The organism is Alphaproteobacteria bacterium (assembly GCA_037146715.1).
In the GTDB taxonomy this organism is placed as follows: domain Bacteria; phylum Pseudomonadota; class Alphaproteobacteria; order UBA7879; family UBA5542; genus JBAWWO01.
Genome location: JBAWWO010000020.1, coordinates 1 through 13,192, shown reverse-complemented (window position 1 = coordinate 13,192; position 13,192 = coordinate 1). Strand labels below are relative to the sequence as shown.

13 protein-coding genes and 1 tRNA gene are annotated in these 13,192 nt (G+C 42.8%); 7 read left to right on the top strand and 7 right to left on the bottom strand.

The features are described 5' to 3' along the window. Positions 1-240: 240 nt before the first annotated feature. The gene (locus WCG05_05400; GenBank protein ID MEI8321419.1) at positions 241-897 is read right to left on the bottom strand and encodes a hypothetical protein; all 657 of its coding nucleotides are present in this window, start codon (positions 895-897) and stop codon (positions 241-243) included. Positions 898-992: 95 nt separating this feature from the next. Here WCG05_05400 and WCG05_05395 point away from each other — a divergent pair, with 95 nt between their 5' ends. Both WCG05_05395 and WCG05_05390 read left to right on the top strand, forming a co-directional pair. Further along, the gene (locus WCG05_05395; protein ID MEI8321418.1) at positions 993-2,066 is read left to right on the top strand and encodes a D-alanyl-D-alanine carboxypeptidase; all 1,074 of its coding nucleotides are present in this window, start codon (positions 993-995) and stop codon (positions 2,064-2,066) included. A gap of 43 nt (positions 2,067-2,109) precedes the next feature. After that, complete coding sequence (locus WCG05_05390) at positions 2,110-2,487, top strand: hypothetical protein (GenBank protein ID MEI8321417.1); 378 nt, start codon at positions 2,110-2,112, stop codon at positions 2,485-2,487. 205 nt (positions 2,488-2,692) lie between these two features. On the opposite strand, the gene WCG05_05385 is transcribed toward WCG05_05390, so the two are convergent. The 3 genes from WCG05_05385 to uvrC form a co-directional block, all read right to left on the bottom strand. Next, positions 2,693-3,364 carry a hypothetical protein gene (locus WCG05_05385; GenBank protein ID MEI8321416.1) on the bottom strand — a complete coding sequence of 224 codons (672 nt, stop codon included), beginning with the start codon at positions 3,362-3,364 and terminating at the stop codon, positions 2,693-2,695. Between the two features lie 8 nt (positions 3,365-3,372). After that, positions 3,373-3,795 (bottom strand): nucleoside-diphosphate kinase, encoded by a 423-nt coding sequence (gene ndk, locus WCG05_05380; GenBank protein MEI8321415.1) that lies wholly within the window; start codon positions 3,793-3,795, stop codon positions 3,373-3,375. A gap of 72 nt (positions 3,796-3,867) precedes the next feature. Continuing rightward, on the bottom strand, positions 3,868-5,697 hold the full coding sequence (gene uvrC / locus WCG05_05375; protein ID MEI8321414.1) for an excinuclease ABC subunit UvrC: 1,830 nt from the start codon (positions 5,695-5,697) through the stop codon (positions 3,868-3,870). Between the two features lie 110 nt (positions 5,698-5,807). Here uvrC and tssI point away from each other — a divergent pair, with 110 nt between their 5' ends. Continuing rightward, positions 5,808-7,862 (top strand): type VI secretion system tip protein TssI/VgrG, encoded by a 2,055-nt coding sequence (tssI, locus tag WCG05_05370; protein ID MEI8321413.1) that lies wholly within the window; start codon positions 5,808-5,810, stop codon positions 7,860-7,862. A gap of 10 nt (positions 7,863-7,872) precedes the next feature. Continuing rightward, positions 7,873-8,688, top strand: a complete 816-nt coding sequence (locus WCG05_05365; GenBank protein MEI8321412.1) for a hypothetical protein — start codon at positions 7,873-7,875, stop codon at positions 8,686-8,688. Between the two features lie 96 nt (positions 8,689-8,784). On the opposite strand, the gene ychF is transcribed toward WCG05_05365, so the two are convergent. From ychF to WCG05_05350, 3 genes are read right to left on the bottom strand one after another with little or no spacing between them, the layout of a single operon-like run. Next, on the bottom strand, positions 8,785-9,879 hold the full coding sequence (ychF, locus tag WCG05_05360) for a redox-regulated ATPase YchF (protein MEI8321411.1): 1,095 nt from the start codon (positions 9,877-9,879) through the stop codon (positions 8,785-8,787). Then, entirely contained in the window at positions 9,879-10,439 is a 561-nt protein-coding gene (gene pth / locus WCG05_05355; GenBank protein ID MEI8321410.1) for an aminoacyl-tRNA hydrolase, read from the bottom strand. Before pth ends, ychF begins: the two co-directional genes overlap by 1 nt. Before the next feature lie 4 nt (positions 10,440-10,443). Then, positions 10,444-11,082: a 50S ribosomal protein L25/general stress protein Ctc gene (locus WCG05_05350; GenBank protein ID MEI8321409.1), complete on the bottom strand. Its 639-nt coding sequence runs from the start codon at positions 11,080-11,082 to the stop codon at positions 10,444-10,446. Positions 11,083-11,200: 118 nt separating this feature from the next. On the opposite strand from WCG05_05350, the gene WCG05_05345 reads away from it, so the two are divergent. The 3 genes from WCG05_05345 to WCG05_05335 all read left to right on the top strand — a co-directional run bounded on the left by WCG05_05345 (position 11,201) and on the right by WCG05_05335 (position 12,958). Next, entirely contained in the window at positions 11,201-11,842 is a 642-nt protein-coding gene (locus WCG05_05345; protein ID MEI8321408.1) for an alternative oxidase, read from the top strand. A gap of 51 nt (positions 11,843-11,893) precedes the next feature. Further along, positions 11,894-11,970 (top strand) — tRNA-Met (locus tag WCG05_05340). A gap of 97 nt (positions 11,971-12,067) precedes the next feature. Beyond that, entirely contained in the window at positions 12,068-12,958 is an 891-nt protein-coding gene (locus WCG05_05335) for a hypothetical protein (protein MEI8321407.1), read from the top strand. Positions 12,959-13,192 lie beyond the last annotated feature (234 nt).

The window sequence follows — 13,192 nt, the reverse complement described above, 5'->3', positions numbered from 1 at the left end:
CTTTTAGCTCTCTCCTTCAACCACGAACCACCCCTACTTATGCAACAAGGCCGTTCTTTTGCCCAGTCTTGCGGAAATATTTTCACTACTTGCTCCCAAGGAGTTGTCTATCCAAACAAACAAAAATAAACTAAATATAAAAAAATTTATTACTTTCATTACATCCCTGTTTTTCGTTTTTTAACTTTTTTTATATTAGCATAAAATAAAAATTAATTGAAATATTCTATTATTTATTCTCTAAAACGTAAACTCTACGGACTCATTAAAGTGGGGAATGGTGGGAATATACCCCTCAAATAGCACAGTTTTTTCAACCGTCAAACCAGTCTTTGAAAAACAGGTAATTTCCCCAAAGTTGGGGCCCTTAATCACACAAACAATCAGTTTTCCCTTATCTTTCAGCTGGTTGAAAAAAAACTGGGGAACCACATCAACGCCCACATCAAAGAGGATCCAATCAAAAGGACCTTGTTTGGAAAGTCCCTCGCGCAGCTTTCCTTGAATAGGAACAACATTATTGATGTTGCATTGGTCATAGATCGTATAAATAGATTTTAAAGAAATCTCATCCGTTTCAAATAAAAAAACCGTAGCACATAAAAAACTTAAGATACCCGCTGTATACCCACCGCCACCTGCCACAACCATGGCAGAATCATCTGCATTGGGCGTCAAATGATGGAATATTTTAGCTAACATCAGAGGCGGCAATAAAAATCGATCTTGGGAAGTTTTTAAAAGAGCATCACTATAGGCAACGCTTAGGGGAATATCTGTGATAAAGCGCTCTCTCCCTAGCTTTGCAAAGACATTCCTAAGCAACGGAAAGGGCGCAAGATGGGGCACAATTTGCCTATCAACAAAGTGTTTTCCGTATTGGTGTGGTTGAGCCATGTCCACATTATGGGTTGGAAAACAATCTAAATCAAGTTAAAGCATAAAAAAGCTTGCGTAAAAACCCCTAGACGTTTTAAATTTGTCCTCATATCATGATGAAATACTTCGTTATTATTGTTACTTTTTTTGCGCTGGATGCCTTGTCAAAGCCATCTTACCTGTTGATCAATGCTTCAACGGGCGAAAAAATCATTGCAGAAAACTCTGACGAGAAACGATTCCCCGCCTCCTTAACAAAAATGATGACCCTGTATATTACCTTTGAAAAGTTAAAGGACGGTACCTTAAAATTGACGGACGAAGTGCCCATGTCAAGCAAAGCCTGTCGACTGCCCCCTTCCAAACTCCATTTAAGACCAGGCACAAAATTAACGGTTGAGGAAGCCATTCAAGCCCTGGCTGTTAAGTCAGCCAATGATGTAGCCTTGGCTTTGGCTGAAAGAATTGGTGGCTCTGAATATGAGTTTGCTGCCATGATGAATGAAAAGGCTGAAGCTTTGGGTATGAACGATACAGTTTTTTATAATCCCTCGGGCCTGCCCCACCGAAAACAAGTATCAACGGCAGAAGACATGGCTAAATTGGCCCAAGCCCATTTAAATCATCATCCTGAATTTTATTATTTCTTTTCATCTCGCCATTTTTCTTTCCGCGGAAAACGATATAAAAATCACAATACCCTCTTGGGAAAGATTGATGGGGTTGATGGCCTTAAAACAGGCTATACCCCCGCTGCTGGTTGGAATTTAGTAGCCTCCCAAAAAATAGGCTCTGAACGCATCATTGGGGTTGTTATGGGGGAATATAGCCAACCCCGACGAAACTACATGATGACAACTTTGTTGAACAAACAAGTACCCACCCAAGCACAGATTCTTGAGGCAGAACGCAAGGTTTCCAAAAAACGTCACAGGGCTCGCATGGCTTTGTCTAATTGGACTGTTCAAACAGGAACATTCCGAAATCGCGCACAAGCCAACAAATTTATAAGCGACCTTAAGAAAAAGCATACTTCGGTTGTAAGCAGCGCCCTAAACATAGTGCGCCGTAAACGAAAACAATATACAACTCAAGTCGGACAATTTAAGTCAAAAAAAGAGGCAGAAACCATGTGCGCTACCCTGAAAGAAAAATCTTTAACATGCTTAGTTGTGAAAACCAAATAGAAGAGATATATTTATTCAAATTTTAAATATAAAGAGGACATGAATGACTAGAAATAAATTAGCTTCGTTTTTTTTGACACTAGTGGGGGGAATAGGCGCTTCTCTTTCGGCTAGAGCTGAATTTCCTGAAAGCGCTTCTCCCGTTACTGTACAACAAATGGAGAGCATCCCTGAGACGCCTATATCAGAATCCATGGAAACTGCTGTAGAAGAGCCCTCAACCCCTGAAGCTGACTTAACCCCTGCTGTTCAAGATCAAAAAGAGCCTAAGGAAAAAGAAGAACCTTCAAAAGATAATCCGGAAGACGACGAAGATGAACCTTCCTTAACTGACTCAACCGACCTAAATACAGGCTCAGCCCAGTCAAAGGATTTTTTTGAAGCTAAATATAGCCCCTCGGACGAGGAAGAAAGCGCTTAACTCTCTCAATTTCTTTCCTCGGGCTTGACCCGAGGATCCATTTTTCTATAAAAACAGAGGGTTTGGGCCCTTTTGCAAAGATATGTCTAAGCAATGGAAAGGGGGGAAGATGGGGTGAGCCATGAACACAAATGAAGATGAAAAACACCCTAAATCAAGCTAAAGATGGCTTGCGCACCCAATAAAGCACCACAAAAGTAGACTTTTAAAGATGACCCTGCTTGATCAGTATTAGGGTACAAGTGATCTCCCTTGACTCTCCATCTTCAGATGTATAAAGAAACTGAATTACTCTGCTCGCAAAAGCATCTTTATGCTCTTGATCAAGTTTAGGTTTCTTGGCTATACATTGACCAATATAAGCCAGAAACCTATCGACTTTTGCACCTCGTTTGTCTTTGGGAGTCTCTCTCAAGCGACTGAGCAAAAGGCGCGGATACTCACCCTCAAACAGACCAGGAACCATTTGCATAATTTTTTTGGCTCCCTCACAAACACTTTGTCTCTCCTCATCGGAGGAGGTGAAAGCCAACATTTGCACTACAGAAAGTCGATCCAAAGGATTCATTGAAGGTACTATAAAATCTTTGGCTTTACTAGCAACATGCGCTCTTTTTTTCTCATCACCAATACTCGCAAGGCCGCTAGCGACTATTTCACTATACCCTCCCAACCCATCAGATAAGGGCAAAGTCAAATCCTCCAAAGACTTTTTATCTATAGGTCCTCTTGGAACAACTATTGCACTACCATCTGATCCGAGAGAAGAAAATACGACCATGCCATCGGGTAATTCCTGAGCAGAAGCCCCATAAGAAACAGGTATGCTAAAAAGAAGACTGCTCACAACAACAAGCAAATGTCTCAAATTAGTCATGACTGCCCTTACCCTACAATCTCACATTCGCTGAAAAAGAAGGAAATTTCATTGCGAGCATTTTCCAATGAGTCAGATCCATGGACAGTGTTTTCATCAATAGACAGGGCAAACATCTTACGAATAGTGCCTTCTTCTGCCTGAGCAGGATTCGTTGCACCCATGATTTCGCGATTCTTAAGCACAGCACTTTTGCCTTCTAAAACCTGCACAACAACCGGGGCTGAAGCCATAAAGCTGCACAAATCATTATAAAAAGGGCGCGCTGCATGAATTTCATAAAACTTTTCAGCTTGTTTCTTTGTCAACTGAATACGCTTTTGCGCCACAATGCGAAGACCTGCTTTTTCAAAACATGCGTTAACTTCACCTGTTAAATTGCGACGGGTGCCATCGGGCTTAATAATAGAAAGAGTTCTTTCCAAAGTCATTTGATTCTCCTTAAAATAAATCGATTTAAAAACTGGTTTAAAAATACGCAGAGATGCACCTTTTGTAAAGCCCTACCCATGAAAATAATCATAAATGGTTTCGGCGATTTTACCGCTAATGCCCTCAACCTTTTGCAAATCCTGAAGGCCAGACTCTGACACAGCCTTTACAGATCCAAAATAATTCAGTAATTGCTTCTTGCGTTTGGGGCCCAGGCCTTTGATTTGATCCAACCCTGATGACAAACTGACTTTCTGACGCTTATAACGATGGGTACCAATAGCAAAACGGTGAGATTCATCTCGCAACCGTTGCAAATAGTAAAGCAAGGGATCCGTGGGGTCCAAAATAATAGGGTCTTTGCCTTTCATATACACTTTTTCCCGCCCTGCATTACGGTCTTCCCCCTTAGCAATACCGATAATAGGCACAGTCAAATCCAGATCCGCCATCACCTGCAATCCCATGCTCAGCTGGCCCTTACCGCCATCCAAAATAACCAGATCGGGTAATGTTTCCGTTTCTGCCTTGTGAAAGCGCCGCCACAAAACTTGGCGCATCATAGCATAGTCGTCCCCTCCTCTAGCATCCGGATCCATATCTTTAATTGCGAATTTGCGATAAGACTTTCTGTCAAAGCCCTCTGTATTCGCCACCACCATAACCCCATAGGCATTGGTGCCTTGTAAGTGGCTGTTATCATAAATTTCCAACCGATTGGGCAAATGATTCAACCCTAAAACCTCTTGCAATTTCTTATGCAATTTTTTTCCCTGATCTTCATGAGAAAGCTTCAAAGCAAGAGATTCTCTGGCATTGGTTTCCACCTGCCCTATCAACTGCTTCAGATCGCCTCGTTTAGGGGCAGCAATATGGACCCTATAACCTGCCTGGCTAGATAGAGCATCCTCCAAAATCGCTCGATCCGAAATCTCATGATTCAGCAAAATCTGTTTAGGGGCCTTATTGCCCACATAGAACCAAGATAGAAATGCTGACAAAATATCCCCCACTTCTTGATCTGGTGTTTGTTGCGGAAAATATACCCGGTTCCCATAGTTGCTTTCGTGACGAAAAAAGAATACCTGTACTGCCGTTTTTCCGCCCTCTTGCACCAAGGCAACTACATCCGCATCGTCGATACCCCGCACAAATAAGCCTTGCTCCTCTTGAATCTTTGTTAGAGCCTGAATCTGATCGCGCAACAGCGCTGCTCTCTCAAAATCAAGATTGTGGCTAGCTTTGGCCATTTCCTTGGCTAAATCAGCTTGCAATTCTTGGTTATGGCCCTGCAAAAACTTTTTTGTTTTTTCAACGCTTTTAGCATAATCTTCCCAACTGATTTTTCCCACACAGGGGGCTGTGCATCGTTTAATATGGTATTGCAAACAAGGCCGCTGCCGTGATCTAAACATACGGTCCGAGCACGTTCTGATACGAAAAACCTTTGTCATTATTTCCAAAGTTTTTTGCACATAATGTTTTGAGGCAAAAGGCCCAAAATAATCCCCCGGAATCTTTTTCGCCCCCCGATAGATCATAATTTGAGCCGGGAGCTCCCCCTTAGTCAGAACCAAATAGGGAAAAGATTTGTCATCACTGAACAGCACGTTAAATCTGGGCTTAAGGTTCTTGATCAGGTTGACTTCCAACAGCAGCGCTTCCCCTTCTGTATGGGTCACCACAAACTCCATTTTCTGGGTCAAACTGATCATGCGTTGAATGCGAATGGAAAGTTTATCGGGCCGGGTATAGCTTGTAACCCGGTTCTTCAGATTCTTGGCTTTCCCCACATAAAGCACTTGGTTTTTATCACCCAGCATCCGGTAAACCCCAGGTTTTTCCTGCAGATTTTTTGCATAAGACTGGATGATTTTAATGCCTTCTTCTAGTGCGGTCATAAGATAAACTTAAAGTGACCCCTGGTAACTTGCAAGAAAGAAAAATCTTTTCGTGACACGTGCCTGTATAAATTTTATAATTCACCCATATTATAAAAATACGGGGAAACATGGCTCTTTTAACCACCCAAGATAATGTCTATCTTTCCATTATGACCCCCTTGGGGAAGGACGCCCTTATTTTGGAAAAATTCACGGGGGTTGAGGGATTTTCCGAACTTTTCCGCTTTGAGGCCGAAGTTTACGCGCCAGCTTTGAATACTGCGGCAGATAGTGCCATAGATTTTACAAGCCTAATTCAGCAAATAGTCACTATCCAAATGACCTTTGATGGCAAAATCCGCTACATCAGTGGTATCGTTACCCATCTTAGTCAGGGGCCAACTGTGGTCGTGGCCTCGGGCAACAACAATCAGTTTTATGAAAAAACCTATTACTATCTAACCATTCAGCCCACGGCGTGGTTGATGACCTTAACGGAAAACTGCCTAATTTTTCAAAATCAAACCACTATGGATATTATCAAGTCCGTTCTGGCGGTCCACCAAATCGATATTCTGGACCAAACAACCACCGCTGGCACGAATGTGCGGGAATACTGTGTGCAGTATAACGAAAGTGATTTTAACTTTGTTTCCCGCTTGATGGAGGCCGAAGGCATTTATTACTTTTTCTCACACCTAAACGGCACCCACACTATGGTCCTGTGCGATAGCTCAAAACCCTATGTGGCCAATGCTAACTACACAACCCTACCTGCTATTTATTATGCTGACCGTCCCAGCGTAGATATGCCTGGGCTCACCAACCTACGTATTTGTCAGCAGATTGTTCCCTCTGCCTATGTCAGTAAAGATTATGATTTTCAAAAGCCTAGCACGAACTTAGCGGCAACAGCCCTAGGCCAAGGCGACAACCGCGTGATTTATCACTATCCCGGTAACTATATTCTACAACCAGATGGGCAAGCCTTAACAAACCGTCGACTAGGGGCTCTTGAGTTTCCTTTTGCCTCGGTCCAAGGGGATACGAACGTTCCTCTGCTGGAAATAGGCACAACGCTGAATTTAACCAATTGCCCTCGACAAGCAGCGAACACGGAATATGTGACCTATCGCCTTTACCACGATGCCTTACAAGAAAATGATGAGAACAGAAATGAACAGCGCTCCCTGTATCAAAATAAGGTTGTTTTATTTGATAGTACTCAAATCCATTTGCCCGTTTTAAAAACCCCCTGTCCTAAAGTTTATGGAACCCAGACGGCTCTTGTCATGGGCAAGGATGGGGAAGAAATTTGGACAGATCAATATGGCCGAGTGCTTGTGAAATTTTACTGGGATTTAAGCGACACAACGGCCGACAAAACATCCTGCTGGATTCGGGTGGCTCAACAGTGGACAGGGAAAAACTGGGGCATTTTGTTCACCCCCCGCATAGGGCAAGAGGTGGTGGTAACCTTTTTAGACGGCAATCCCGATTATCCTTTGATTACGGGCTGTGTGTATAATGGGGAAAACCTGCCTCCCTATCTGCCCGACACCCCCACCAAAAGCACCATTAAGACGAACTCCTCAAAGGGAGGCAACGGCTTTAACGAATTACGATTTGAAGATTTAGCGAATTCAGAAGAAATTTATATGCATGCCCAAAAAGATCTGAATATTGACGTCTTAAATGGCAACCGCACCACAACCCTAGAGGGCCAAAATGGGGGCGGAAACGATACCTTGCTGCTGAAAAAAGGCAACCGAGCCATGACCCTTGACCAGGGAAATGAAAGCATCACCTTAAGCCAGGGGAATCGCAGCATCAATGTAACCGGTAACCAGGATGTGACTGTCAGCGGAAATTACAGCATGAATATTGGGGGTGACTTAAATATTCAAGTGGGGGGTGCCATTTCAATTCAAGGGTCCTCAACCTATAGCTTGCAAGCCACAGGGGCAGCCACTGTTCAAGCCCAAAGTTATCAGTTAACTTCTCAAACAACAGCAACCCTGCAAGCTTTGATGATGAGTTTACAGGGGGATGCCCAAATGAGTTTACAAGCCCCTATGATCGCCCAAACAGCCAATGCTGCTTTTACGATTACGTCGGCCAGCGTCTCAGTCACGGCTGATGGAATGGTCAGTATTGTGGGCCAAATGCTTATACTTGGATAAAGGATAACTAATGCCAGATTTCTCACCAGATTTTCTAGACAAACTACGCTCTCAGCAAGGAACTGCCACAACAGCCGCTGATAAGGGGGCGTCTACAGATCTTGAAGCTGAAGCCTCAGTTCCCCCTACTGTCACAGATCAATATTCTTTGCCTCCTCAAGACGGTATTCAAGAAATTAAAGATAAAAACGGCAACGTGATCCAAAGAATCCCCTATGCGGGGGGCAAGGTCTCAGGGGTCCGGGAAATCTATTCCCCCACCACCCAAAAACTGATTCAAACAACCACCTACACAGAGGGCATTATAGATGGCAAAATGCAAGGTTTTGACGCTGATGAAAACCTGATCCAAGACATGATGTATGTGCAAGGTCAAAAACAAGGCCTTTCTACATTCTACGCAAAGGGCGTTAAGATAGCAGACATTAATTTTGTGGACGATCTAATGTCAGGAATTGCAACCTATTATAGCCCCCTAGGATATGTCAGCATGATTGCGTCCTATACCAACAATAAACTAGATGGCCCCTATACTCTGTTCAATGATAAAAAAGATATCATCAAAAAATGCACCTATGTGGCTGGCAATTTAGAAGGGCTTAGTCAAACATTTTACCCCAGCGGAGCTTTGTTAGAAGAAACGGTATATGCAAACAACCTGCCCCAAATCAAAACAACCCAATATTATGAAAGCCAAAAAATCCGAATGATTCGTACCTTTGATGAGGATGGAAAATTAATTCAAGAAGAGATTTTTCAAGAAGATGGCGCCCTGAAAAGCAAAAAGGAAGTGTCGCAAGACCCTCTTATAGATGGCCTCATATAGTTAGATTGCTTTAAAAGGATACGAGGCACGAGGAACGACATCTAGTAAAACCTAGGTTAGGGAAGAATAAGGACGTACTCAGTTTAAAGGAACGAGCTAGACGTTGAATTTGAAGTGAAAGATGTCCCCATCCTGCACCAAATACTCACGACCTTCTTGACGCATTTTGCCGGCCTCTTTGGCGCCTTGCTCACCCTTATAGGCTACGTAATCTGCGTACGCAATGGTATCTGCGCAGATGAATCCTCGTTCAAAATCTGTATGAATCACCCCTGCGGCCTGAGGAGCCTTTAATCCCTTATTCAAGGTCCAGGCCCTGGCTTCTTTAGGACCCACTGTAAAAAACGTCAATAAATTCAATAGGCCATAGCCAGCCGCCACAATTTGATGCAGACCTGACTGAGTCAATCCTAGTTCAGCCAAAAATAAGGATTTTTCTTCAGCTGACTCTAAAGACGCAATGTCTGACTCAATGGCTGCAGAAATCACCAACACCCGCTCAGAACCCATTTTTTCCATGACTTTTGCGGAAAAGTGATTGCCTTTGGCGGCTTCAGCCTCAGATACATTACATACATATAAAACTGGCTTTAGGGTTAATAAATGAAAGGAATGGGCAATCGCTAAGTCTTCTGCAGATAACTTTACATGTCGCGCCTGTGTTCCCTGTTCAATTGCTGGCAACAAAATCTGGGCCACACGCATTTCTTCCACGGCGCCTTTATCTTGAGTTTTAAGCTTTTTTTCCAGAGTTTGTATTTTTTTCGTGATGCTTTCAAGATCTGCAAGCAAAAGCTCAGTTTCAATGATTTCCATATCCCGCAAAGGATCAACAGAATCTTCCACATGGGTGATGTTGCCATCTTCAAAACAGCGCAGAACATGAACAATGGCATCAACGGCCCGGATATGACCCAAGAACTGATTTCCTAGCCCCTCCCCCTTGCTGGCGCCTTTAACAAGCCCCGCAATATCTACAAATTCCAAAGTAGTTGGGATTTCTTTAGCTGACCCTCCAATGGCTGCAATTTTATCAAGTCGAGGATCTGGAACCCCTACTCGCCCTATATTGGGTTCAATGGTACAAAAGGGGTAATTGGCAGCCTCAGCCGCTGCTGTGCATGTTAGCGCATTAAACAAAGTTGACTTACCCACATTTGGCAGCCCTACAATTCCGACATTAAATCCCATTACACACCTATTTTTTCTATGAATTCTTGAGGTTTTTCTTTCAAAAACAAGGGGAAAAAGCAGCTGATCTTATCATATAAAGAAGACAGCTCTTCTTGTTCGTGCTTTGAAAAATTCGCCAAAACATGCTGCGTTGCATCCTGGGAAGACGAAGGCCTTCCCACCCCAAGACGCAATCGCCAAAACTCTTGAGTTCCCAAAGAGGCCTCTATACTTTTCAGCCCCTTATGCCCCCCATTGCCGCCCCCTTGCTTTACTTTAACAGCCCCAAAGGAAATATCAATTTCATCGTGGCATACGAAAATATTCTGGGGCAGAATCTTATAAAAGTGGGCCGCCATTTGCACAGACTGTCCTGATAGATTCATAAAAGTTAGCGGTTTTAAAAACACAACTTCCTGGGATTCAATTTCTCCCAAAGAAACGCCTCCTTGAAATTTAGCTTTAAAGGGGGGAATCTTATAATAATCCTGAAGATAGTCTAGTAGCAAAAATCCCGCATTATGACGCGTTGTTAAATATTGGGGACCTGGGTTTCCCAATCCAACAACAAGCTTCATAAGCTTAGGCTGATTTTTCTGGTTCAGCGGCAGAAGCTGCGGCAGGGGCTGCTTCAGCAGCGGCGCTTTCATCAACAACCTTAGGCGGAACAATCGTCAAAACAGTACCAACCCGCTCAGGATGGGAAACTTGTACATAAGAAGGTATGTTCAAGTCTGCCAAAGAAATTGAGCTTCCAATGGTCAATGGCGCCAAATCCAACTCAATGAATTCAGGAATCTGGTTAGGTGAACAAATCAAAGGCAAAGAGTGCCGCAATGTATTCAACACCCCACCCTGCTTAAGGGCCGCACACTGGGCTTCATTAATGAAGTGCAACGGAACATCAATCGTAATTTTGCTTGTTGCGCCAACACGAATAAAGTCGATGCTAATAGGACGATCTGTCACTGGGTGAAACTGCACACTACGAACCAAAACCTGTTCTTTCTTGCCAGCTACGTTTAGTTCATACAAATGGCTTAGAAAACCTTCTATGCTCATTTCCTTAACCAAAAGTCTTTCTTCAATACTAACGGCTAAAGGTTCTTTTTTGTTGCCATACAAAATGCCTGGAACAAACCCTTTGCGGCGTTCTGCCCGTGCGGGGCCTGTGCCAATTTCGGCTCTAGTTGTAACTTCTAATGACTTTAACGTTGACATAACAACATCTCCTTAAGAAAATCTATAATAATGTGTATCTGCATTTTAATACGCGTAATTTTTTCCAAGATCAAGAAAAAAACTTCAAAAAAGACAATTATAGGTTTATATTTTAAAAATGACGATGATTCATAAACATCAAGACCCCAAAGATCTGCGCGATAGATTTGCCTTAGGACTGGTAAAATTCTTAAGAATTTTGGCCGATGCCTTCTTCAAAAAACGTTATGGACACAGAGCAGTTGTGCTGGAGACCGTGGCGGCAGTCCCAGGAATGGTAGGCGCCGCTTTACTTCATTTCAGATGTTTGCGCAAAATCAGAGACGACCAAGGCTGGATCGAAAAATTGCTGGCTGAGGCTAATAATGAACGCATGCATTTGATGATTTTCATTGAAATTGCCAAACCTACCTGGCTTGAGCGCATGGCCATTGTCATTACGCAATTTCTTTTCGTTATGGCTTATTTTATTTTGTATGTGTTTTCTTCAAAGACGGCCCATCGGTTTGTGGGGTATTTAGAAGAAGAAGCCATCATCAGCTACACTGAGTATTTAGAGCAAGTTGATCAAAATCCGAAAAAAGAAAATATACCCGCAACACCGCTGGCCATAAAATACTGGAATCTTTCCAAAAATGCCCGATTGAGGGAACTTATCATCGCCGTTCGCGAAGACGAAATCCTTCATCGAGATACGAATCATCTGATTGCCGATAAATTTTCCCGCCACGAAGATCTGTTAGCCCCCCGGTCTTGGTAAAAAACACTGGACGAACAAAAAAAACTGTGCTAATTCATTCACACACTCTGTCGCGGGGTGGAGCAGCCCGGTAGCTCGTCAGGCTCATAACCTGAAGGTCGTAGGTTCAAATCCTGCCCCCGCAACCAATTTTCATCCCCTCCCCTTTTTTCTCATTTAACCTCTTTGACTATTATTTTAGCCTCTGCTATGCCTAAATAACCTATGAAGGAGTTATAAAGAATTATGATATCTAAAAAAATATATGTTGTGTTAGCTAGTATCTGCATAATGGGAATGGAATCTCATAGTGCAACCCAAGAACCTACTATTTTCGGCCCCCCCACTTTTTCTCAAAGATTTGCCATTTTCTCTGAAAAATTTGGCAGATGGGAAAAAGAAATCATTAAGGCCCTTCCCCGTAAAAACACCCAAGAGATTATTCAGTATCTTCTACCAGAAGAAAATGATGGATTTACCTGCGAAGAATTCCTTACTTCCTTAAAAAGGATTTCTTTGGATGAAGCAAAAAATGTCGCCATGTGGACTAAAAGACTTGTTAACCCCAAGATGACAGGTCGAAGCTACTTAACCATTTTTAATGCTTTAAAAGATGTTCCCACTGCAGAAAGAAAAGCTGTAACCGACAGAATTCCGAAAGAAATAATTGAAACAAGCCATGGACGAGAAATTGCTGATTTTATAAAAAATCCACAATCTCTGGTCGTTCCAAACATGACAGAAGAGGAACGTGATAGAGTGTTTGCCGCTCTTACAAACATTCGGGATACAGAAAGAGCGTTGCTTGTAGAAATAAGCAGATCTCTTAGTAAAAATAATGGTATCGGGTCAGATTATGCAGCCATCCTGCCCGCTATGGCAACCGCACCCTCTGAGGAATGGCGCGACATTGCTGAATATGTTAGATCATTCAGTGATTATCAATTGAATGGCCAAGACTGTGCAACACTTATAATTTCAATCAGTAGCATTCCATTTCCACAAAGAGAATTTGTTATTAAAAAGACTATGCTTTCTCTAAAACCCCCAGTAGATCTACTAAAGATTATCGAGACCATGTCAGCCACTCTGAATAACCTAAAAGAACGTATAGATAATGGAGGTCCCGGCGCATGATTTGGGCATATTAGAAGCCTTAGATCCCGCCGTTTCGCGATGGAGTGCTAAAATAAAACCTATATTTTTTTGGGTAATCCGCGTGAAACCAGGGATGAAAATTCCGACATGTACATCTTGGTACATTATGAATTTGAGATCCTGCTGTTTCGCGATCGAGTGCTAAAATAAAACCTAGATTTTTTGGGTAATCCGCGTGAAACCAGGGATGAAAATTCCGACATGTACATCTTG